Below are 21,799 nucleotides of genomic sequence, written 5' to 3' on the forward strand. Positions count from 1 at the left end.
AGGCCGGGTGGTGAACGAGCGGGGGCGTGGCGGGCAGGCCTATTGCGCGGGCGGCGGGCCGCGCTGCAGGATCTCGTCGATGCGCGTATCGCGAATGCGCTTCAGGTTCGGCGCGCCCGATTTGTCGAGATAATGCATGAGCCCGTTCAGGATGCGCAGCGGCAGGCGCGGCCCGGCATAGACGAGAGAGGTATAGAGCTGAACCAGATCGGCCCCGGCCTCCATCTTGGCCAGCGCCGTACGGGCGCTTTCCACCCCGCCGACGCCGATGAGCGGATAATCGGGCCCGAGCGCCTTGCGGAAGGCCGCCAGCACGAAACTGGACCGCCCGATCAGCGGTCGGCCGGACAGGCCGCCCGCTTCCAGCGCATGGGCACGCCCTTCGATCCCGTAGCGCGAGACGGTCGTGTTGGAGACGATCAGCCCGTCGAGCCGATACTTCCTTGCCGCGTCGGCGATGGCGCCGATCTCCGCAAGGTCGAGATCGGGCGCAACCTTCAGGAAGATCGGGCAGGGCGGGACTGCCGCCAGCGCCGCGGCGCCGTCCCGTGCGGCGGAAGCCGCGTCCAGAAGCTCGGACAGTTCGCCGCCCTTCTGCAGGTTGCGCAGGCCCGGCGTATTCGGCGACGAAATGTTGATGGTCAGGTAGCTGGCGAGCGGCGCGAAACAGTGGATGCCGGCCACATAGTCGGCGATCCGGTCGGTCGCATCCTTGTTCGCGCCAATATTGACGCCGACGATCCCCGCCTTGCGGACCCGCTTCTTCAGCCGGGCGGCCACATCCGCATGGCCTTCATTGTTGAAGCCGAGGCGATTGATGATCGCGCCCGCTTCCGGCAGGCGGAAGATGCGGGGCTTGGGATTGCCCTCCTGGGGGACGGGGGTGACCGTCCCGACCTCCACGAAGCCGAAGCCCAGGCGCAGCAATGCATCGGGCACGGCGGCGTTCTTGTCATAGCCGGCAGCGAGCCCCAGAGGATTGGGAAAATCCAGACCCGCCAGGCTCACGCGCAGGCGTGGATCGGACGGCGCTTCTACCCTCGGCACCAGTCCCGACTGCAAGGCGCGGATGGACAGCGTATGGGCGCGTTCCGGATCCAGCTTGAACAGAAGGGGCTTTGCCCAGCGATAGGCGACGCTCATCGGACAGTCTCCGGAAAGACATGGCGGCCGTCCTGCAGCGTTTCGACCGGGCGCGCATCGAGCACGGCCGCAAGCGGCAGGGGACCATACAGATGAGGGAAAAGCGCGCCGCCCCGGGAGGGTTCCCAACGCAGCTCGGAGCCGAGCGCGCGCGCATCCACCGCAAGGAGGATGAGATCGGCCTGGCCGGCGAAATGCTTGTCGGCCGTCTCACGCAGCTGCGTGGCGGTCGAGAAGTGGATGAAGCCGTCCTGGAGGTCCACCGGCGCACCATCGAGTTGGCCGGCATCGACCGCCTTCTGCCACAGAGCGGCCGGCAGCAATTTGTAGATGGTGTCGTCTCGGGTCATCATGCGTCCGCGATCATGGGGGGCGTCAACGGGGCTCGCCCGTGGCGGCAAGCGCCGTGTCGGCGGCGCGGGACAGGAAGCGGGCCATCTCCCGGCGGGAGGTCTCACCCGCCTTGCGCTCGAAGGCCTGGAAGACATGGCAGGCGCCGGTCCAGACCGACAGGTCGGCGATGTTTCCGGCCGCCGTCCAGCGCGATGCCATGAACAGCGTGTCGTCGAGGAGCAGGTCCTTCGTCCCGATGGTGAAGAGCGCGGGCGGCAGCCCGGAAAGATCGGCATAGAGGGGCGATACGGCCGGATCGCGCAAGGGGCGGTCTTCCGGCACGAAGCGCATGACAAATTCCTTCACGTCGTCCGTATTGAGAACGAGGCGTTCTTCGCCCGCGTTGCGCACGCTGGGCGTAAGAGACAGATCATAGCAGCCGGCATTCAGATTGGCCGCGCGGAAGGGCGTCATGCCATGCCCGTCGCGCAAGGAAATCAGCGTCAGGACGGCCAGATGCGCGCCCGCCGACTCGCCGCCGATGGCAAGGAAGCCGGTGGGTGCGCCGTCGATCGCGCCGGCCGCAAGGGCGAGCGCCACGTCCTCGCAATCCTGCGGCGCTGCCGGGAAGGGATGTTCGGGCGCAAGCCGGTAGTCGATGGCCAGGGTGACGAGGCCCGTCGCCTCCGCCAGCTGGCGCAGCGCGCCATCATGTTCGATCGCCTCGCCAAAGACCCAGCCGCCGCCATGCAGATGCAGGTAGGTTCCACGCGCCGGGCGCCCCGTGGGGACGATCATCCGTGCCGGAATTTCGTGGCCGTCGCGCCCGCGCAGCACGATCAGCCGCGCATTCTCGTCCGCGCGGTAGGGTGGGAAGACGCCCTTGCCCTCGCGCCGCGCCTGGCGGACCACCTCTTCCGGAAAATCCCAGGGCCCTGGGCGGGTCTTCTGGAAGGAGATGATGGAAGAATTCAGCTCCGCCAGTTCGTCGGAGATGAGCGCATCGTCGAACATTGCCCGATCGATGACGATGGAATGGCCCGCCATGTGTCCTCATGCAGCTTACGCCAGAGTCCCGCCGTTCTACCTGAACTCGCGCACGTGGCAAAGCGGCATCGCTTTCCGCCTCCGTTCAATTTGAAGTTGCATCTGCCGGAAGGCTTGAACATTGTCGTGCATCACGGGGCCGTGTCCGCAGCCCGATGATCGAGAGGGGATAGTCAATGCTCAAGGAGTTCCGGGAATTTGCCCTCAAGGGCAATATGGTGGACCTGGCCATTGGTATTATCATTGGTGCGGCCTTTTCGGGGCTGGTCAATTCCATCGTCGCCGACGTCATCATGCCCATCGTCGGCCTGATCACCGGGGGCGGGGTCGACTTCTCCAACCTGTTCATCCCGCTCAGCAGCAATGTGACGGCAGCCGGCCTTGCCCAGGCGCGCGAGCAGGGCCCGGTGCTTGCCTATGGCGCGTTCCTGACGCTGCTCATCAACTTCATGATCGTGGCCTTCGTGCTGTTCATGGTGGTCAAGGGCATGAACCGCCTGAAGCGCAAGGAAGAGGCCAAGCCCGCCGAGGTGGCCGAAGTCCCGCGTGACGAAAAGCTCCTGGAAGAAATCCGCGACATCCTGGCGGCCGGCAATCCCAACCGCCCGGGCGCGACGCCGGGGTCGGGCCGCATTCCCGGAACCGATTTCTAAAGCCCTCATACCGGCGCATGACGGGTGCCGCGGCAAGCGCCGCGGCCCCCCTCCGGCCTTGACGACGGGCCCACAATAGCGCAATCCCGCACCGCGACCGGGCCTGTCGGATAGGCCTCATCGGCTACGGGATCGACGTGTCATGACCCATCTGTCACGCCTGCGGAAGGGCGCGCTCGCCGCGCCGGAGAGCGGGATCGTCTCACTCATCAATTATGCGCGGGGCCGGCCCGGCCTCCTGCCGCTCTGGGTGGGAGAGGGGGACATGCCGACCCCGTCCTTCATCACCGATGCGGCCCGTCGCAGCCTGGAGGCCGGCGAAACCTTCTACACCTGGCAACGCGGCATTCCCGAGCTGCGGGAGGCGCTCGCGCGCTACACGCAGGCGCTCTACGATTACCCGGAAGGGCCGGAGCGCTTCTTCGTGACCGGTTCGGGCATGCATGCCATCCAGACGGCCATTGCCATGCTGGGCGGAGAGGGCGACGAACTCGTCCATGTCGGCCCGCTCTGGCCGAATTTCGCCGCCGCCGCCAACCTGTCGCATGCGCGTGCGGTGGAAGTGTTGCTGCAGCCGACCGATGCCGGCTGGACGCTCGACATCGAGGCGCTGCGGGCCAAGGTCACGCCGCATTGCCGGGCCATCTTCGTGAACTCGCCCAACAATCCGACGGGCTGGACGGCCGATCTGGAAACCCTGCGCGCGATTCTCCAGATCGCCCGCGAGACGCACACATTCATCATCGCCGACGAGATCTATTCCCGCTTCCACTACGAAGGCGGGCGGGCGCCGTCCTTCCATGACGTGATGCATCCGGGCGACCCGGTGATCTTCGTCAATTCCTTTTCCAAGAACTGGGCGATGACCGGCTGGCGCATCGGCTGGATCGAGGCGCCGGCCGAATTCGGCGACGTGATCGAGAACCTGATCCAGTACTCCAACTCCGGCGTGGCGACCTTTATTCAGCGCGGCGCCGTCGCCGCGCTGACGGAGGGCGAGACCTTCGTGACCGAGCAGATCGCGCGGGCCGGCAAGGCGCGGGAGATCTTCTGCGAAACGCTGCTGGCGACCAATCGCGTGTCGATGATCCCGCCGGCTGGCGCCTTCTATGCCTTCTTTGCCATTGACGGGCACCCGGATGCGCGCGCCACCGCCATCCGCATCGTGGACGAGGCCAATGTGGGCCTGGCGCCGGGGGCCGCCTTCGGCCCGGGCGCACCCGGCCATTTGCGCGCCTGCTACCACCGCCGGCTGGACGAGGTGGAGGAGGCGGCCTCTCGCATTGCCCGTTGGGTGCAGCAGGCGGCGTGACGGGTTTCAGCCACAAGACCGACCGGCTGCCGAGGCCGGTCCGCTTTCTCATCACGCTTATCATCGGAGCGCTCGGCGGCGCCGTGGCGCATGCGGCGGGCCTGCCCGCCGGCTGGCTCCTGGGGTCCATGCTGGCGACGCTCGCGGCTGTCCTGGCCGGTTTCCAGGTGGTCATGCCCAACCGGTTGCGGGATCTGACCTTCTTCATCCTGGGGGTCCAGGCGGGCTCGGGCGTGACGCCGGCCGTGATCGGGCAACTCGCCATCTGGCCCCTGTCCTTCGCCATCCAGATGATCGGCGTCGTCTTCGTCTGCCTGGCGACGATGTTCTTCCTGGAACGCGTCTTCAAATGGGACCGCGAGACGGCGCTGTTTTCCTCCCTGCCGGGGGCTCTGTCCTTCGTGCTGGCGGCGGCGTCGGAAACCCGCGCGGACATGACACGCATCACCGTGCTGCAGACGGTCCGCCTGTTCTTCCTGATCGCCTGCCTGGTGCCGCTGCTCGGCTGGCTGGAGGGCGGTGACGTGGTGGCGGAGGGGCGCGGCGCGGCACCCGGCGGGCCCTTCGATTACCCGTTGATGATTGCCGTCTGTGCCGTCCTGTCCTGGCTGGGCGTGCTCAGCCGGGTTCCCGGCGGCCTGATCCTCGGCGCGCTGATCGGCAGCGCCGTCCTGCACGGGGCCAATATCGTCTCGGCCGGCGTTCCCGATGTCGTGGCCGTGCCGGCGCTCATCTCCATCGGGGCGCTGATCGGTTCGCGCCTGCGCCGGGAAGACCGGTCCGTCCTGCCGCAGCTTCTACCGGCCTCCGTCGGCGCCTTCGCCATCGGCATTTCGGTGTCTGCCCTGTCGGGCATTGTCGCCATCTGGGCGCTGGGGCTCGATATCGGCCGCGTGTCGCTGGCCTATGCGCCCGGCGCGCTGGAGGCGTTGACGGTGCTCGCCTACCAGTTCGACATCGATCCGGCCTATGTGGCCGCCCATCACGTGGTGCGTTTCGTCGGCATTGCGCTGCTGGTGCCGTTCCTGGCGCGGCGCCTGCCGCGCCGGCCGTCGACCCTTTCCGACGCCGCCCGGGCCGAGGGCGCCTTGCCCGCCGCCGCCCGCGATACGGAGGCGAGCGGCCAGGACGAGGATGGGCAGGGCGGCGGGCATCGCGGCTGATGCCCCGTCAGGAGCCGAGAAGGCGCGTCTCGTGAAGGTCGATCTCCCGCACCAGCTTGCGGGACGTATCCTGATCGAGCCGCCGCTCGCGTGACAGCCTGAAATAGACGTCTCGCTCAGCCTGGATGCCGGCCAGCCGCAGGGCCTTCTCGATATCGTCGGCCCGCCGCACGCGGTCCGCCGCTTCGCCCGTCTGCGATGCATGGTCGAGGCGCAGGCGGTAGAGTTCCATGACCCGGGCGGCCGCCTCGGCATACAGATCGGCATCCGCGCGGCCTTTGCCCAGATCGTGCTGGAAGGCCTCGATCGCATGGATGGCGGCCCTGGCGGCCAGGTTGCGGGCATGGTCTTCCTCGGCCGCATGGGTGGGCTCCGGGGGAAGTTTCAGCCCTTTCAGAAGCGCTGGCAGGCCGAAGCTGGCGATCAGCAGCGATACGATGATCGTGCCCGCCGCCAGGAAGATGGCGAGATCGCGCGCGGGAAAAGGGGTGCCGTCCATCATGGTCAGCGGCAGCGTCAGGATGCCCGCCAGGGTGATGGCGCCGCGCACCCCCGCCAGGGCCGTGGCCGCCACCAGGCGGCGGCTCGGCGCATGGACCGTGACACCCCGGCGCGCGGCCCGCAACAGGGTGAAGCGCAGCGACAGGAAAGTCCACAGAAAGCGCAGCCCGATCAGCGCCGCGTTGATGGCGACGATGTAGACGAGAAGCCAGATCGGCTCCAGATGCCCCGTTTCCCGCACGGCCCGGGCGGCACCGTCGGCAATGCGCGGAAGCTGTTCGCCCAGGAGCACGAAGACGACGCCATTGGCGCTGAACTGCACCGTGTCCCAGAAGGAGGCGCGGCGGATGCGGGTCTGTGCGGCCGTCTGGCCGCGCTGTTCGGCAAAGCTCATGGCGATGCCGGCAGCCACTGCCGCCAGGATGCCCGAACTCTCCAGATGCTCGGCCGCCAGATAGGCCGCGAAGGGGATGAGCAGACTGATCAGGATCTGGGAGCCGGTTTCCTCACCATAGCGGCGCGAGACGTAGTTCTTGGTGTAGATGACCGCCATGGCGACAAGGACGCCGATGGCGATGCCTCCGGCGGCCAGCCAGGCGAAGGTGCCGATGGCATCCATCAGGGAAAAGCTGCCGGTGAGCGCGGCCGCCACCGCAAAGCGCATGCAGACCAGGCCGGATGCATCGTTGAGGAGGGATTCACCCTCCAGAATGTGCATCAGGCGCTTGGGAATGGGCACACGGTTGGCGATAGCCGAGACGGCGATCGGATCGGTCGGCGACAGGATGGCGGCCAGCGCGAAGGCGACCGCGAGCGGCATGGCCGGGATCAACCAGTGGATGAACAGCCCGACGCCCAGAACCGTGAAGACGACGAGGCCCAGCGCCAGCGCCAGGATCGTCGCGCCATCGCGGAACAGGCCTTCCTTTGAGATGCGCCAGCCATCCAGGAAGAGCAGCGGCGGCAGGAACAGGAGAAAGAACACTTCGGGCTGCAGCACGACACTGAGGTCGGCGCTCATGGCGATGCCGACGCCGATGCCGATTTGCACCAAAGGCAGGGGAACGGGCAGGGGCGACGCCCGCGTCAGCGGGCCGCTGACCACCACGGCCAGAAGCAGGACCAGCGCCGTCGTTATCGAATCCATGCCCTGTCCGCCACCTGAACGCCGCCGGAAGCCTTGAGGACCGTGAAACTTAACCGCCGGCCTTCGACACCAAGAGCGGGGTTGCCTGCGCCGGCGCTTGCGGAAGATTGCGCCGTTCGGTGGCGAAGGGGATGCCGACCGCCTGGAAGGTTTCGACCAGCGCATCGCGCAGCGTGTCGATCAGCACATCGCCGTGCAGGGGTGTGGGCGTGACGCGTAAGCGTTCGGTCCCGCGCGGAACCGTCGGGTAGTTGATCGGCTGGATATAGATGCCGTGCCGCGTCAGAAGCCGGTCGCTCGCCTGTTTGCACAGCTCCGCATCGCCCACCAGGATCGGGACGATATGCGTATCGGAGGGCATGACGGGCAGGTCGGCGCTCGACAGGACTTGCTTGGTGCGCGCCGCCTGCCGCTGCTGGCCTTCGCGCTCCAGCCCCGACGCCTTCAAATGGCGGATCGACGCCGTGGCCGCAGCCGCAAGGGCAGGCGGCAGGGCCGTGGTGAAGATGAAGCCCGGCGCATAGGAGCGGACGGCGTCGATCACGTCGCGCGATCCGGCGATGTAACCGCCCAGGACGCCGAAGGCCTTGGCGAGCGTCCCCTCGATGACGTCGAGCCGGTGGGCCACGCCGTCCCGCTCGCTGATGCCGCCGCCGCGCGCGCCGTACATGCCCACGGCATGGACCTCATCGATATAGGTCATGGCGTTGTAGCGCTCTGCCAGGGCGCAGATCTGCGCGATGGGCGCGACATCGCCATCCATCGAGTAGACGCTCTCGAAGACGATCAGCTTGGCGCGGTTCGGCTCCGCGGCGGCCAGAAGCTCCTCCAGATGCGCCACGTCATTGTGCCGGAAGATCTGCTTCTTGCCGCCCGCCTTGCGCACGCCCTCGATCATCGAGGCGTGGTTCAGCTCGTCCGACAGGATCAGGCAATCGGGCAGCAGCCGCGCGATGGTGGAGATGGACGCCTCGTTCGACACGAAGCCGGAGGTGAAGACCAGCGCGGCCTCCTTGCCGTGCAGGTCCGCCAGTTCGCGCTCCAGCTCGACCAGCGGATGGTTCGTGCCGGAAATGTTGCGCGTGCCGCCCGCGCCCGTGCCCATGCTGCGGCCGGCTGCCGTCAGCGCATCGACCACTTTCTCGTTCTGGCCCATTCCCAGATAGTCGTTCGAGCACCAGACGGTGATGCGTTCGGCCTGCCCGTCATGGCGCCAGATGGCGCTCGGGAACTCGCCCGCGATGCGCTCCAGATCGGCAAAGACCCGGTAGCGCTTTTCGGCGTGCAGGGCTTCGATCGCGGACTTGAAGTGGCTCTGATAGTCGATCATCCGAAACTCCTTCGTGAGAGGGTTTCTAAAATCAGGCCACGCGCAAGTCCATGCTTTGAATCAATGCGATGATCACATTCCGCATCGCGCGGGCGAATCACGCCCTGCGGCAGACGAATCAGTCCGCGTCCGGCTCCGGCGCATCATCCGGATCGGCAGGGGCGGACCCCGTCTTGCGGGCTTTCGCCTGGAGCTTGCGGCGCTTCAGGTTCTCCCGCAGCGTTTCCTCCAGCCGTTTCTGGCGTTCGATCTTGGCCGGATCGACCGGTGTATGCGCACTCATGCCTCTGTGTCCTCCTGCCGTCCGTACAGGGCAAGCGCCTCCTGCGTGGTCAGGCGCGGCCGCCAGCCCGTGCGCAGCCGGATCTTCGACGTATCCACCACGAAGGCGGCGAAGAGCCTGTCGGCCATGTCCTTGCGGCCGGTGATCCGGGCCAGGAAGCGCAGGAGCGGCACCGGCAGCGGGACGAGGCCCGGCTTGCGTCCGCGCGCCGCGCGCATGCCGGCCACGAGTTCGGCCATGGTGACGGGCTCGCTGTCGGCCAGAAGGAAGGTGCGCCCGGCGGCCATGGGATGGTCCATGACCTCGATCATGGCCTCCACCGCATTGTCCACAGCCAGGACGCTGCGGCGGTTGTGGGCGCTGCGCAGCGGCAGGGGCAGGCGGGTGGCGGCCAGCCGTTCCAGCTTGGCGATGGCGCCGCGTCCGCCCGGACCGTAGATGGCAGGCAGGCGCAGGATGGTGAAGTCCGTCCCCGTTTCCTCCAGCTCGGCGCGCAGGCGCCGCTCCGCCTCCAGCTTGGAGGCGGCGTAGGGGTCCATGGGCTGCGGGCGGTCATCCTCGATGATCGGCTTGTCGCCGTTCATGGCATGGACATTGGCCGTGCTGGCAAAGACGAAGCGCCGCGCCCCCATGCGCGCGGCCACGCGCGCCACGGCGGCCGTTCCCTCGGCATTGGCGCGCTTGAGTGCAACGGCATCGTCCATGGCTGCATCGCCCCGTTCGGGATTGAGCGCGGCCAGATGGATGACGATGTCCAGCCCTTCCGGCCAATCCTCCTGGTAGCGAAGACGCGCCAGATCGTGCGGCGCATGAAGGATTTCCGCACGCGAATCGGGTGCAACCCCATCCTCACGCAGGAGGATGAGGACGTCGTGCCCTTCATCGGCCAGTCGTTCGACGAGCCGGCGTCCGACAAAGCCCGTGGAACCCGTGACGAGTATGCGCATGTGCGGAACCGCGATGTCTCCGGTTGCAACTTGGAACTGCTTTTACTCCTTGCCCAATATGGGGCTTTGCGGCAATCGCTTGGCGCATGAAACGTGTTTTTGACATCGCGGCGAGCCTTTTTGGTCTCATCTTGAGCGGATGGCTCATCGCCATCCTGGCATTGGCCGTCCGGCTCGACACGCCGGGGCCGGGAATTCTGCGCCAGCCGCGTGTCGGGCGCGGCGAGCGGGTCTTCACCTGCTACAAGCTGCGCACCATGGTGGCGGGAACCGTCTCGGCCGCATCGCACGAAACGCCGCGTGCGGCCGTGACCCGGCTCGGCGCCTTCCTGCGCCGCTGGAAGCTGGACGAACTGCCGCAGCTCTGGAACGTCCTGCGCGGCGACATGAGCCTTGTCGGCCCGCGGCCCTGCCTGCCGGTCCAGACGCAGCTCATCGAGGCGCGGCGCCAGCGCGGCGTCTTTGCCGTCCGCCCGGGAATTACCGGGCCGGCGCAGGTGCAAGGCGTGGACATGTCCGAGCCCGAGCGCCTGGCGCAAATCGACGGGGCCTATGCCCGCCGCGCCACCTTCCTTGGCGATGTGCAACTCATCCTCGCCACGATGACGGGGCAAGGCCGCGGTGACCGCGTGCGGTGACACCGTGAGGTCGCGCCGCCAAGCGATTCGCGATAGACAGAACGGAAACGACGATGGCACCCGAGCGAGCGGCCATCCGCAGATGAAGGCGCCTGAATGACACGCATCGACGCAATCGGATTTGCCGCGGAGCTTGCCGCACATGCGCAGCGGCATGGCCCCGTGACCATCGGCCTGGCCGGCGCGGGCCAGATGGGCACGGACATCGTCGTCCAGGCCGCCCTGATGCCGGGCGTGCGGATCGGCGCCATTGCGGCGAGCCGACCCATCCGCCCGCTCGAAGCCATCGCCATGGCCGGGCACAGTGCCGATACCGGGTCGATCGTGACGACGGATGCGGGGATCGACCAGGCGATCGAGGCGGGGCGCATCGCCATCACCGACGATCTGACGGCCCTGACGCGCGCCGGCCGGATCGACGTGGTGGTGGATGCGACGGGCAGCCCGGAGATCGGCACGCTCCTGGCGCTGGAATCCATCCGCAACGGCAAGCATATCGTGATGCTCAACGTGGAGGCCGACATCACCGTCGGCCGGCACCTTGCGGCAGAGGCGCGCAAGGCGGGCGTGGTCTATACGGGTTCGGCGGGCGACGAGCCGGCCGCCACGCTGGAGCTCATCGCCCTGGCGCAGGCGCTCGGCATGGATATCGTGGCGGCCGGCAAGGGCAAGAACAACGCGCTCGACTTCAACGCCGTGCCCGCCGACTTCGAAGAGGAAGCGCGTGCCCGCAACATGAATGCGCGCATTCTGGTGGAGTTCGTGGACGGCTCCAAGACGATGGTCGAGATGACGGCCATCGCCAATTGCACGGGCCTTCTGCCCGATGTGCCGGGCATGCACGGCCCCGCCGCGACGCTCGACAACCTGGCGCAGATCCTCTGCACGCGGGAGGATGGCGGCATCCTGTCGGCCGCCGGGCGCGTGGACTACACGATCGGCAAGGGCGTGGCGCCCGGCGTGTTCTGCGTGGTCAAGCCCCGGCACGAGCGGGCCATCGAACGCATGGCCGATCTGAAAGTCGGGCCCGGCCCCTGCTTCACGCTGACCCGGCCCTTCCACCTGACCAGCCTGGAGACGCCCCTGTCGGCCGTGCGGGCCGTCATGTACGGGCGGCCGGACATGGTCCCTCTGGATCGGCCGGTCGCCGAATGCGGTGCGCTCGCCAAGCGCGATCTGGCCGCCGGGCAGATCCTGGCGCGCATCGGCATGGAAGACTATCGCGGCTACGCGCTGACCTGGGCCGACGGGCGAGCCCGCCGCGCGCTGCCGCTGGGCCTTGCGGAGCATTCCCGCGTGACGCGACCCATCCGGGCGGGCGAGCTTCTGACCTATGACAATTGCGCCCCGGACGAGAGCCTCAACGTGACGCGCATCCGCCGCGCGCTCGATGCCGCCGATACGGTCTTCCTGCCGGGCGCCTGAACCGTCAGCCCCTGCGGGTACGGGTACGGGTGCGGGCGCGGCGCGGATCCAGCCGCGCCGCCAGCCCGTCACCCAAAAGGCCTGCGCCGAGCACGCATATGGCGATGGCCATGCCCGGCGTGAGCGCCAGCCAGGGCGCGCTTTGCAAATAGGTCTGCGAATCGGCCAGCATGCGCCCCCAGCTCGGCGAGGGCGGGGGCGTCCCGAGCCCGAGATAGCCGAGCCCGGCCTCCGTCAGTATGGCGAGCCCGAACTGGATGGAGGCCTGGACGGCGATCAGCCCGCCGAGGGCGGGCAGGACATGCGCCCGCAGGATGCGGCCCGGGCCGGCGCCGAGCGCGCGGGCGGCCAGCACATGTTCGCTTGCCATGATGCGCCGCGCCTCCGCCGCGCTCACCCGGGCAAAGACAGGCGCGGCGAAGAGCCCGATGGCCAGGATGGCGCTCGTCCGGCCGGGCCCCAGCGTCAGCGCCAGAAGCATGGCCGACAGGACGGGCGGGAAGGCGAAGAGGATCTCCAGCGCCCGCATGGCGAGCGCCGCGCCGGAGCCGCCCCGCACGCCCGACCAGATGCCGGCCGCCGAGCCGATGAGCATGGCGATCAGCATGGCCGGCACCGCGATGACGAGCGCGTTGGCGGCGCCGAGCATGACGAGAGACGCCGTATCGCGGCCGAGCTGATCGGTTCCGAACACATGCCCCGGCCCGGGGGCCGACAGCCGGTTGGCGATGTCGAGCGCAAGGGGTGCGGTTGCGGGCGTCCAGACGAGGGACAGGAGGGCAGCCGCACTAATAAGGCCAAGAAGCACAGCGCCGATGGTCAGCCGGCTCATGCGCGCTGCCTCGGATCCAAGGCCAGGATGACGAGGTCGATCAGCGCATTGACGAGGATGACCAGCACGACGAAAAACAGGACGCAGGCCTGCAGGACGACGATGTCGCGCTGTTGCAGCGCCTGGACGGCGAGGCGGCCGAGGCCCGGCAGCACGAAGACATTCTCCACCAGGACGGCGCCCGCAACGAGATAGGATAGCTGCAGCCCGATCAAGGCGAGGATCGGCCCGGCTGCATGGCGCAGGACATGCCGGCGCATGATGGCCGGCTCGCTTAGGCCCTTCGCGCGCGCCGTCCGCACGAAATCGGCGTGCCATGCCACCTTCAGGGCGGCGCGCGCCTGGCGCAGAAGCACCGCCGCCTGCGGCAGGGCGAGCGCCACGGCCGGAAGGATCAGCGACAGGATCGCCGGCCCGATCGCGGACCACCCTGCAAAGCCGCCCACCGGCAGGATGCCGCCGAAGGCGAGGATCAGGATGAGCCCGATGAAAAAGTTCGGCAGGGCGATGCCCGTTTGCGCCACCAGCGTGCCAGCAAGCTCCGCACCGCGGTCCCCGCGGGCGCCCCGCATGGCGAGCGGCAGGGCGAGGCACAGCGCCAGCGCCAGCGCGAGGGCCGCCAGCGGCCCCGTGACCGCCAGGCGCTCGAGGATGAGCCGGGACGCCGGAATGCCATAGGTGGCGGAGGTTCCGAGATCCCCCGTGACGGCCTTGCCCGCCCAGGCGGCGTAGCGCCAGAGCATGGGCTGGTCGAGCCCCAGCTCGGCCCGCAGCGCCGCCAGCGTTTCAGGCGTGGCAGAGGTGCCGAGCATGATGGCGGCCTGGTCGCCCGGCAGGACGGATGTCAGCGCGAAGACGAGGAAGGACACCGCCAGAAGCGTCAGCGCCAGGCCGATGAGGCGCCGGGCAGCCAGGGCCCAGATGCCGATCATTCCACCCAGCGCACATTTGTCAGGTCGTTGGAGGGGATCGGCTCGTCGTGCCAGAAACCGTCCAGCCCGGCCCGCCAGACCCCGAGCTTGGGCATGACGAAAAGGAAGAGCGCCGGCACGTCCCCGGCAAGCTTGCGTTGCGCTTCCGCGTAAAAGGCTGCGCGGGCTTGCGGATCGGTGGCAGTTTCGGCCTGTTCGATCAGGCTGTCGAAATTTGCGTCGGCGTAACCGAAATAATAATTCGGCCGGGCGTAGATATCGATGTCCATGGGCTCGGCATGGGCGACGATGGTCAGGTCGAAATCGTGCCGGGTGAAGACCTGGTCAACCCAGGCGGCCGGAAACTCCGTCGGCTCGATCGTCAGGCGCACGCCGATCTCGGCCAGGAAGGCCTGCAGGATCTCTGCGGAACGGGTGGCATAGGGCATTTGCGGCGTCTTGATCGTGGCCTCGAAGCCGTCGGCAAGACCGGCCTGCGCCAGGAGCGCGCGGGCGCCGGCCGGATCGTAGGGTATGGTCCCGGTCAGATCGACGAAGCCCGGATCGTTCGGTGTGTAGTGGCTGCCGATGGGCGTGCCGTAGCCGGACCAGGCACCGGCGACGAGCGCATGCCGATCCACCGCCATCATGAGCGCGCGCCGCACGCGCGGGTCGTTGAAGGGGGCGCGCCGGGCATTGATGCCCGCGACGACCTTCAGTTCCGTATTGCCGACGACGGTCGTAAAGCCGGCATCCCCCTCCAGCCTGCCGAAGAGTTCGGGGGCGGCGAATTCCGGAAAGGCATCGACCTGCCCGGACTGGAGCGCCGCCATCTGCGCCTGCGCATCGTTGATGAAGCGGAAAGTGGCGCTGTCGAGCGCCGGCCGGGACGCCGCATCCCAATAGCCATCGAAGCGCACGAGCCGCACGCTGTCACCGGCCGTCCATCCGCCGAAGCGGAACGGGCCGGTGCCGACAGGCTGCGTGCGGTTGGTGGCGGCGGAGCCTTCCTCCACCATGACGGCGGCGGGCCATCCCAGCCAGTAAAGGAGATTGCCGGTCGGGCGCGTCAGGTGCAGTACCAGCGTCGCGGCATCGGGTGTCTCGATACGCTCGATCGTTTCGAAGAAGCGCTTTTGCGGGTTGGCCGAATCCGCGCCCCGGGCGCGCTCCAGCGCAAAGCGCGCCGTGGCGGAGGAGAAGGCCGCGCCATTGTGGAACGTCACGCCCTGGCGCAGCGTGAAGCGGTAGGTGAGCCCGTCGGGAGAGATGGTCCAGTCGCTCGCCAGTTGCGGCCGCACGGACCCATCCTCAGCAATGCGCACGAGCCCCTGGAAGAGATTTTGCCAGACGACCTGTCCGATCGAAACCGGCGCTGCCACGGTCGGATCGAGCCCGGCCGGCTCGATGCTCATTCCGATCACGACATCGCTGCGCGGTGCTGCGTGAGCATTCCCCAGGAACGCCGCCAGCGCGAATGCCAGAATGGCCGTCAGCCGCCGCATCGAAACCCCACATTCGTCATGTCACCTGATCGGTGCATCCACCACAAACGCTGCCGCTTGTCCAATCCACCGGCGCTGCAAGGGCACGGCTTGACCTCATATGCCGCGCCGCAATAGTGGAGCGGCATGGACAAGTTAAGTGATGGGTCCCCTCTGCGCGCGACCACCGGCATCGCCATCGGCGATGGCGCAGGCTTTCTACGCCATCTGGCCAGAGCCTATCCGGACGGGTTCGACCGCGCGGCGGGACGCATGATCATGGGACTGGCGAGTGCTGAGTTCCACTTGGAGCGCGGGCGGGTGTCCGTCACGGTGACGTCGGCGGATGCGGGCGATCTTGGCATTCTGAAAGGTCTGATTGCCTATCAGGCCCAGAACTGGCCCGGGACGGACCGGGCCTCCGTCGTCTGGACGGGCGATGGCGCGGGTTCGCCCGTCCTGCCGCATTTGCGGCCGATGGTGCTGGCGGGGCGCGAGTGGGTTGCACCGCGCCTTTGCCGCATCTGGCTGGAGGGGAGCGACCTGACGCGCTTCAGCCGCGGCGGATGGCATGTCCGCCTGCTCCTGCCGCCGCAGGGAAGGGCGCCCATCTGGCCGCATGCGGGGCCGGGGGCCCTGCCGGTCTGGCCGGAGGGGCCCGACCGCCTGGACCTGCGGACCTATACGCTGCGCCATGTCCAGCCGGAAAAGGGGCGCGTGGCGATCGATGTGGTCATGCACGAGCCGGCCGGGCGCATGATGCGCTGGGCGGCGACAAGCGAATTTGGCGCGCCGATCGGCATGATGGGCCCGGGCGGGGGCGAGGTGCCGCCGGCCGACTGGGTCATTCTGGCGGGCGACGAAACGGCGTTGCCGGCCATCGCCCGCGCACTGGAGACCCTGCCGGCCGCCACGCAGGGCCATGCGCTGATCGAGGTGGAGGACGAAGCCGACGAAATCGCCCTGCCGGGACCGGCCGGCATAAGGGTGCGTTGGCTGTATCGCCGGGGCGTTCCGGCGGGCCTTTGCACGCGCCTGTGCGAGGCGGTGGCCGCACTCAACGGCCCGCCGGCGGGCGCCAGCGTCTTTGCCTTCAGCGGCACGGAATTTACGGCCTATACGGCGCTGCGGGCCGAGTTTCGCAAGCGGCGCGGGCTCAAGCGCCAGCAGCATCTGGCCATGGCCTATTGGCGGCGCGGGCAGATGGAAGGTGGCGCCTGATCGAAGGCCGCCCCGCTCAGGCCGCCCCGCTCAGGCCGCCCCGGGCACGGCGCAAAGGGTCGAGCGCGTCAGGAAGCGCCGTTCGCGCCCATTGTCGAGCGAAAACATGCCGCCCCGCCCGGGCACGACGTCGATGGTCAGGTCCGTATGCTTCCAGGCCTCGAATTGCGATGCACTGATATAGAAGGGCGCGCCGCCGATCTCTCCTAGCTGGACATCATGATCCCCGACGATGAAGTCGCCCTGCGGGTAGCACATGGGGGAGGAGCCGTCGCAGCAGCCACCGGACTGGTGGAAGAGGACGGGGCCATGATCCGCCATGATCTCCTGAAGAAGCGCCAGCGCGTCTGGCGTTGCGGTGACCTTGTTCATGGAGTGCCTTCCTTCAAAAGGGAGCGGCCCAGCAGGCTGCGTACCTGCCGGGCCGCCTGTTATCAGAAGAATCCGAGTTTCTTCGGGCTGTAGCTGACCAGAAGGTTCTTGGTCTGCTGGTAGTGATCGAGCATCATCTTGTGGTTTTCACGGCCGATGCCCGACTGCTTGTAGCCACCGAAGGCCGCATGAGCCGGATAGGCGTGGTAGCAGTTCGTCCAGACGCGGCCGGCCTGGATGGCGCGTCCGAAGCGGTAGGCGCGGTTGCCGTCGCGGCTCCATACGCCGGCGCCCAGGCCGTAGAGCGTGTCGTTGGCGATGGACAGCGCCTCGTCCTCGTCCTTGAAGGTGGTGACCGATACGACGGGGCCGAAGATCTCCTCCTGAAAGATCCGCATCTTGTTGTGACCCTTGAAGACGGTCGGCTTCACATAGTAGCCGGCCGACAGATCGCCCGCCAGCTCGGCGCGGCCGCCGCCCGTCAAGACCTGAGCCCCTTCCTGGCGGCCGATGTCGAGGTAGGACAGGATCTTTTCGAGCTGTTCGCTGGATGCCTGCGCGCCGATCATGGTTGCAGGATCGAGCGGGTCACCCTGCACGATCGCCTCGACGCGCTTGATGGCGCGCTCCATGAACTGGTCATAGATGGATTCGTGGATCAAGGCGCGGCTGGGGCAGGTGCAGACCTCGCCCTGGTTCAGGGCGAACATGACGAAGCCTTCGATCGCCTTGTCGAAGAAATCGTCGTCTTCGGCCGTCACGTCCTTGTGGAAGATGTTGGGCGACTTGCCGCCGAGCTCGAGCGTGACGGGGATCAAATTCTGGCTGGCATATTGCATGATCAGCCGGCCGGTCGTCGTTTCGCCCGTGAAGGCGATCTTGGCGATGCGCGGCGAAGAGGCGAGCGGCTTGCCGGCTTCCAGGCCGAAGCCGTTGACGATGTTGAGGACGCCTGGCGGTAGAAGATCGGCGACCGTCTCGATCCACAGCATGATCGAGGCCGGGGTCTGTTCGGCCGGCTTCAACACGACGCAATTGCCGGCGGCGAGCGCGGGGGCGAGCTTCCAGCAGGCCATGAGCAGCGGGAAGTTCCAGGGGATGATCTGCCCAACCACGCCGAGCGGCTCGTGGAAATGGTAGGCCACCGTGTCGTGATCGATCTCGGACAGCCCGCCTTCCTGCGCGCGGATGGCGCCGGCAAAGTAGCGGAAGTGATCGATGGCGAGCGGAAGGTCGGCTGCGGTCGTCTCGCGGATCGGCTTGCCGTTGTCCCAGGTTTCGGCGCGGGCCAGGAGTTCGAGCTTCTCCTCCATACGGTCGGCGATGCGGTTCAGGAGCAAAGCGCGCTCGGCCGGGCTGGTGCGGCCCCAGGCATCCTTGGCGGCATGGGCGGCATCGAGCGCGGCTTCCACGTCGGCCGCATTGGAGCGCGCCACCCGGCAGAGGACCTGCCCGTTGATCGGCGAGGTGTTGTCGAAATACTGGCCCGATTTCGGCTCGACGAACTTGCCGCCGATGAAGTTGCCGTAGGACTCGGCGTAAGGGGATTTGTGGGTGCGGTAGAATTCGATCTTGTTCATGTTCTTCCTCCCGAAGACTGCCTGCCGTCAGGCGGCAAGGCACCGAATGTGGCCGTCCAATGCGGCCCTGTCATGCCGGGTCCGGCAAAGCTGCGGTGCACACTGTCGCAAAGCTGCGACAGCTTCGCCCGCAAAGGCGGCGTCAGGCGCCGCGCCGTATGCCATGCCGGTTCAGCTTGCGATGCAGCGTCGCGCGGCTGACGCCGAGGCTGCGCGCCGTAGCCGAAACCTGCCCGCCATGGCGGGCGAGGGCCCGCAGCAGCATGGCGCGCTCGGCCGCGTCGAAGCCCTCCTCGGCCTGGCCGAGCGCCAGCGATGCCGGCAGCGGCCGCCCTTCGCCGAGCGCCGACATGTCCCGCGCCAGGCGCGCGCCGCGTGTCGCGCCCACCACCATGTCGTCGCCGTCCACGGCGATGAGCCCGCCCGGACCCTTGTCCGAGGCCGGCGTGACGAGGATGCGATGCTGCGCGAAGACGGCGCGGAAGTGGTCCGTCTCGATCCGCCGCGCAGCCTCGCCCACCGACAGGGCGATCAACTGGGCGAACTCCGCCGTCAGGTCCCACCGGCAGGACGATACGTCAATGGCGGCGGCCAGGCGTCCTTCATGGTCGAAGATCGGCGCCGTGGTGCAGCTCAGAAGCGTGTTGCGCGTCAGGAAGTGCTGATCGCGGTGGATCGTGACGGCGCGTTCCTCGGCCAGGCAGGTGCCGATGCCGTTGGTGCCCTCCGCCTCTTCGCTCCAGACCGTGCCTGTCCACAGGCCCCAATCCTCGAAGGTCCGATCGTCCGCCGGCGCGCCGCGGCGCTCGACGGGGATGCCCTGCGGATCGGCCAGGAGGACGCAGCAGCCAATGCCGCCGACCGCCATGTAAAGCCTGTCCAGCGTATCCTGCGCGACATCGATCAAGGGTTCCAGCGGTTCGCGAATGCGGGCCAGTTCCCAGGCGCCGAGGCGGTGCGGCGGGGTCCGGGCTTCCGGGCGCAGGCGATGGAGGTTCATGGAACGCTGCCAGGAGGCGACGAGCGCCGAGCGCGCGGCACCGCCCCGTGCCAGGGCATTTTCCACCACGGCGACATGCTGGTTCATTTCTGCCTGCAAGCCATCCTCCCGATCGCTGCCGGCGGCAAAGGGGAATTCTCAGGGTGTCGGCGCGCTCCTCCCGTACCGACGCTCCGGCGGCCCTTTGCCACACGTTGGCCCGAACTTAGTCTGCCCAAACCCTCCCGTCCATGCCGACCTATGCTGCGCCGCGGCAGCCGCTGCGCCGTCAGAGCCGGCGCGCGTCGGGATACAGAATGATCGATTATACCTTACAAAGCGCATGGTTCAGCCATCTGAAATGCGCGTTCATGCCCTTCAATCCGCGCAGTGCGAGCCGCTAAGCTCCGGTCTTTACGAGCAGGCCGGGGGCATCATTGAAACGCGAACGTTGCGTCATTCTGGGAATTCCGGTGCAGGACGGGGCCGGGCGGCTGGGCTGCGAGATGGGCCCGAGCGCCTATCGCACCGCGGGCATGCCGGCGGCGCTGTCGGGGCTCGGCTATGAGGTCGAGGATCTGGGTGACGTGCGGATCGGCGCCGTGGACCCCGTTGCCCACGCCAACGACGCCATCCACCATCTGGGCGAAATCCGCGCCTGGAACGCGGCCATCGCCGATGCGGCGGAAGGGGCGGCGGGCCGTGGCTTCCCGATCTTCATGGGCGGGGATCACAGCCTTTCGGCCGGCACCATCGCCGGCCTGAGCCGCCATGCCGCGCGCGAGGACCGGCCGCTCTTCGTCTTGTGGCTGGATGCGCACCCCGATTTCCATACGCTGGAGACGACGGCGAGCGGCAATCTGCACGGCGTGCCGATGGCCTATGCGACCGGGCGCCCCGGCTTCGGCGATGCGCTGCCGGCGCAGGGGCCGGCCATCCCGCCGGCCAATGTCTGCATGATCGGCCTGCGCAGCGTAGACCCTGCCGAGCGCGCGGCGCTGGCCGATGCGGGCGTCGAGGCCTATGACATGCGCGCGCTGGACGAGTGCGGCATGGCCGCCCTGCTCAAGGGCTTTCTCGACAGGGTCGCCGCCGCCGACGGGCTCCTGCACGTCAGCCTGGACGTGGATTTTCTCGACCCCGGCATCGCGCCGGCCGTCGGCACGACGGTGCCCGGCGGCGCCACCTTCCGCGAGGCGCATCTGGCGATGGAGATGCTGCACGACAGCGGCCGCGTCGTCAGCCTGGACCTCGTGGAACTGAACCCTTTCCTCGACGAGCGCGGGCGCACCGCGATCCTCATGGTCGATCTTGCAGCGAGCCTTCTGGGCCGCCGCATCCTCGACCGTCCCACCCGGAGCTTCTGATGCAGCCGAACCTCAACATCGTCCCCTTCGTCAGCGTCGACAATATGATGAAGCTCGTCCTCTCCATCGGGGTGGAGGCGTTTCTGACGGGCCTTGCCGCCTATGTGGAAGACGATTTCCGCCGCTGGGAATCCTTCGACAAGACGCCGCGCGTCGCCTCGCACAGCGCGGAGGGCGTTATCGAGCTGATGCCGACGAGCGACGGCGTGGCCTACGGCTTCAAATATGTGAACGGCCATCCGCGCAACACCCGGGACGGCCGTCAGACCGTCACCGCCTTTGGTGTCCTGGCCGATGTGTCCAACGGCTATCCGCTGCTGCTGACCGAAATGACGATCCTGACGGCACTGCGCACGGCGGCGACCTCCGCCGTGGCAGGCAGGCACCTGGCGGCCAAGGGCGCGCGTTGCATGGCGATCATTGGTAATGGCGCACAGGCCGAGTTCCAGGCGCTGGCTTTCAAGGCGCTGATGGGCATCGACCGGCTCCGGCTCTACGATATCGACCGGACGGCGAGTGAGAAGTGCGTGCGCAATCTGAAAGGCCTCGGCTTCGATATCCATGTTGCCGCAAGTGCGGAGGATGCGGTGGAAGGCGCCGATATCGTCACGACCGTGACGGCCGACAAGCAATATGCCACCATCCTGACCGACAACATGGTCGGCGCCGGCGTCCACATCAATGCGGTCGGCGGGGATTGCCCGGGCAAGACGGAACTGCACGCCGACATTCTGCGCCGCGCGCAGATCTTCGTCGAGTATCCGCCGCAGACGCGGATCGAGGGCGAGATCCAGCAGCTGCCGGCCGACTACCCTGTCCGCGAACTCTGGCGCGTCATCGCCGGCTTGGACGCCGGGCGCGCCGATCCGGCAGAGATCACGCTGTTCGACAGCGTGGGATTTGCAACGGAAGACTTCTCCGCATTGCGCTTCGTGCGGGACCGGCTTCACGGAACGCAGTTCTACGAGGACCTCGACCTTCTGGCCGATCCGGACGAGCCGCGAGACCTGTTCGGCATGCTGCTGCGCGCCGCGGCCTGACACGCCGTTTCAGGGACAGACCGAATCGGGCCGCGATGCTGGAGGAGCGTCGCGGCCCGATCTGCGTTTGCGGAAGCCCACTGCTCTGCGC

General features: G+C 67.8%; 21 protein-coding genes. 8 read left to right on the forward strand and 13 right to left on the reverse strand.

The genetic code is table 11. The features are described 5' to 3' along the window. Positions 1-39: 39 nt before the first annotated feature. From AUL30_RS09090 to AUL30_RS09100, 3 genes are read right to left on the reverse strand one after another with little or no spacing between them, the layout of a single operon-like run. Complete coding sequence (locus AUL30_RS09090; RefSeq protein WP_062227548.1) at positions 40-1,143, reverse strand: quinone-dependent dihydroorotate dehydrogenase; 1,104 nt, start codon at positions 1,141-1,143, stop codon at positions 40-42. After that, entirely contained in the window at positions 1,140-1,493 is a 354-nt protein-coding gene (locus tag AUL30_RS09095; RefSeq protein WP_062227735.1) for a DUF952 domain-containing protein, read from the reverse strand. Before AUL30_RS09095 ends, AUL30_RS09090 begins: the two co-directional genes overlap by 4 nt. Positions 1,494-1,518: 25 nt before the next feature. Next, positions 1,519-2,523 carry an alpha/beta hydrolase gene (locus AUL30_RS09100; RefSeq protein ID WP_062227549.1) on the reverse strand — a complete coding sequence of 335 codons (1,005 nt, stop codon included), beginning with the start codon at positions 2,521-2,523 and terminating at the stop codon, positions 1,519-1,521. A gap of 176 nt (positions 2,524-2,699) precedes the next feature. Between AUL30_RS09100 and mscL the strand changes: the two genes are divergently transcribed. The 3 genes from mscL (at position 2,700) to AUL30_RS09115 (ending at position 5,651) form a co-directional block, all read left to right on the forward strand. Next, entirely contained in the window at positions 2,700-3,176 is a 477-nt protein-coding gene (gene mscL, locus AUL30_RS09105; protein WP_062227550.1) for a large conductance mechanosensitive channel protein MscL, read from the forward strand. Positions 3,177-3,318: 142 nt separating this feature from the next. Next, positions 3,319-4,488 (forward strand): pyridoxal phosphate-dependent aminotransferase, encoded by a 1,170-nt coding sequence (locus tag AUL30_RS09110; RefSeq protein ID WP_062227551.1) that lies wholly within the window; start codon positions 3,319-3,321, stop codon positions 4,486-4,488. Continuing rightward, positions 4,485-5,651, forward strand: a complete 1,167-nt coding sequence (locus AUL30_RS09115) for an AbrB family transcriptional regulator (RefSeq protein ID WP_244490767.1) — start codon at positions 4,485-4,487, stop codon at positions 5,649-5,651. The genes AUL30_RS09110 and AUL30_RS09115 overlap by 4 nt, the downstream gene beginning before the upstream one ends. 7 nt (positions 5,652-5,658) lie before the next feature. Here AUL30_RS09115 and AUL30_RS09120 read toward each other — a convergent pair whose 3' ends face one another. From AUL30_RS09120 to AUL30_RS09130, 4 genes are all read right to left on the reverse strand, one after another. Further along, entirely contained in the window at positions 5,659-7,299 is a 1,641-nt protein-coding gene (locus tag AUL30_RS09120; protein ID WP_062227552.1) for a Na+/H+ antiporter, read from the reverse strand. 49 nt (positions 7,300-7,348) lie between these two features. After that, positions 7,349-8,629, reverse strand: a complete 1,281-nt coding sequence (hemA, locus tag AUL30_RS09125; protein ID WP_407638274.1) for a 5-aminolevulinate synthase — start codon at positions 8,627-8,629, stop codon at positions 7,349-7,351. Between the two features lie 118 nt (positions 8,630-8,747). Then, positions 8,748-8,912, reverse strand: coding sequence for a hypothetical protein (locus tag AUL30_RS19705; RefSeq protein WP_157070014.1), 165 nt, complete (start codon positions 8,910-8,912; stop codon positions 8,748-8,750). After that, positions 8,909-9,859 carry an NAD-dependent epimerase/dehydratase family protein gene (locus AUL30_RS09130; protein WP_062227553.1) on the reverse strand — a complete coding sequence of 317 codons (951 nt, stop codon included), beginning with the start codon at positions 9,857-9,859 and terminating at the stop codon, positions 8,909-8,911. Before AUL30_RS09130 ends, AUL30_RS19705 begins: the two co-directional genes overlap by 4 nt. An 86-nt stretch (positions 9,860-9,945) precedes the next feature. Here AUL30_RS09130 and AUL30_RS09135 point away from each other — a divergent pair, with 86 nt between their 5' ends. Beyond that, complete coding sequence (locus tag AUL30_RS09135; RefSeq protein ID WP_062227554.1) at positions 9,946-10,497, forward strand: sugar transferase; 552 nt, start codon at positions 9,946-9,948, stop codon at positions 10,495-10,497. Positions 10,498-10,593: 96 nt separating this feature from the next. Continuing rightward, positions 10,594-11,922 (forward strand): NAD(P)H-dependent oxidoreductase, encoded by a 1,329-nt coding sequence (locus tag AUL30_RS09140; RefSeq protein ID WP_062227555.1) that lies wholly within the window; start codon positions 10,594-10,596, stop codon positions 11,920-11,922. A gap of 4 nt (positions 11,923-11,926) precedes the next feature. Here AUL30_RS09140 and AUL30_RS09145 read toward each other — a convergent pair whose 3' ends face one another. The 3 genes from AUL30_RS09145 to AUL30_RS09155 are packed head-to-tail and all read right to left on the reverse strand — an operon-like array spanning position 11,927 to position 15,170. Beyond that, the gene (locus AUL30_RS09145) at positions 11,927-12,754 is read right to left on the reverse strand and encodes an ABC transporter permease (RefSeq protein WP_062227556.1); all 828 of its coding nucleotides are present in this window, start codon (positions 12,752-12,754) and stop codon (positions 11,927-11,929) included. After that, entirely contained in the window at positions 12,751-13,677 is a 927-nt protein-coding gene (locus AUL30_RS09150; RefSeq protein ID WP_157070049.1) for an ABC transporter permease, read from the reverse strand. Before AUL30_RS09150 ends, AUL30_RS09145 begins: the two co-directional genes overlap by 4 nt. Positions 13,678-13,682: 5 nt before the next feature. Continuing rightward, on the reverse strand, positions 13,683-15,170 hold the full coding sequence (locus tag AUL30_RS09155) for an ABC transporter substrate-binding protein (protein ID WP_062227558.1): 1,488 nt from the start codon (positions 15,168-15,170) through the stop codon (positions 13,683-13,685). Positions 15,171-15,296: 126 nt separating this feature from the next. Here AUL30_RS09155 and AUL30_RS09160 point away from each other — a divergent pair, with 126 nt between their 5' ends. Beyond that, entirely contained in the window at positions 15,297-16,370 is a 1,074-nt protein-coding gene (locus AUL30_RS09160) for a siderophore-interacting protein (protein ID WP_062227559.1), read from the forward strand. 30 nt (positions 16,371-16,400) lie between these two features. Here AUL30_RS09160 and AUL30_RS09165 read toward each other — a convergent pair whose 3' ends face one another. The 3 genes from AUL30_RS09165 to AUL30_RS09175 form a co-directional block, all read right to left on the reverse strand. Next, positions 16,401-16,742, reverse strand: a complete 342-nt coding sequence (locus AUL30_RS09165) for a DUF779 domain-containing protein (RefSeq protein ID WP_062227560.1) — start codon at positions 16,740-16,742, stop codon at positions 16,401-16,403. Between the two features lie 62 nt (positions 16,743-16,804). Further along, on the reverse strand, positions 16,805-18,322 hold the full coding sequence (gene adh / locus AUL30_RS09170) for an aldehyde dehydrogenase (RefSeq protein ID WP_062227561.1): 1,518 nt from the start codon (positions 18,320-18,322) through the stop codon (positions 16,805-16,807). Positions 18,323-18,464: 142 nt separating this feature from the next. Then, positions 18,465-19,409 (reverse strand): GAF domain-containing protein, encoded by a 945-nt coding sequence (locus AUL30_RS09175; RefSeq protein ID WP_062227562.1) that lies wholly within the window; start codon positions 19,407-19,409, stop codon positions 18,465-18,467. 329 nt (positions 19,410-19,738) lie between these two features. Here AUL30_RS09175 and rocF point away from each other — a divergent pair, with 329 nt between their 5' ends. Together rocF and AUL30_RS09185 are read left to right on the forward strand one after the other, a co-directional pair. Next, positions 19,739-20,668 carry an arginase gene (gene rocF, locus AUL30_RS09180; protein WP_083507794.1) on the forward strand — a complete coding sequence of 310 codons (930 nt, stop codon included), beginning with the start codon at positions 19,739-19,741 and terminating at the stop codon, positions 20,666-20,668. Next, complete coding sequence (locus AUL30_RS09185) at positions 20,665-21,708, forward strand: ornithine cyclodeaminase (RefSeq protein ID WP_062227738.1); 1,044 nt, start codon at positions 20,665-20,667, stop codon at positions 21,706-21,708. The genes rocF and AUL30_RS09185 overlap by 4 nt, the downstream gene beginning before the upstream one ends. The last annotated feature ends 91 nt before the right edge of the window (positions 21,709-21,799 follow it).

Source organism: Aureimonas frigidaquae (assembly GCF_001463905.1).
GTDB lineage: Bacteria > Pseudomonadota > Alphaproteobacteria > Rhizobiales > Rhizobiaceae > Aureimonas > Aureimonas frigidaquae.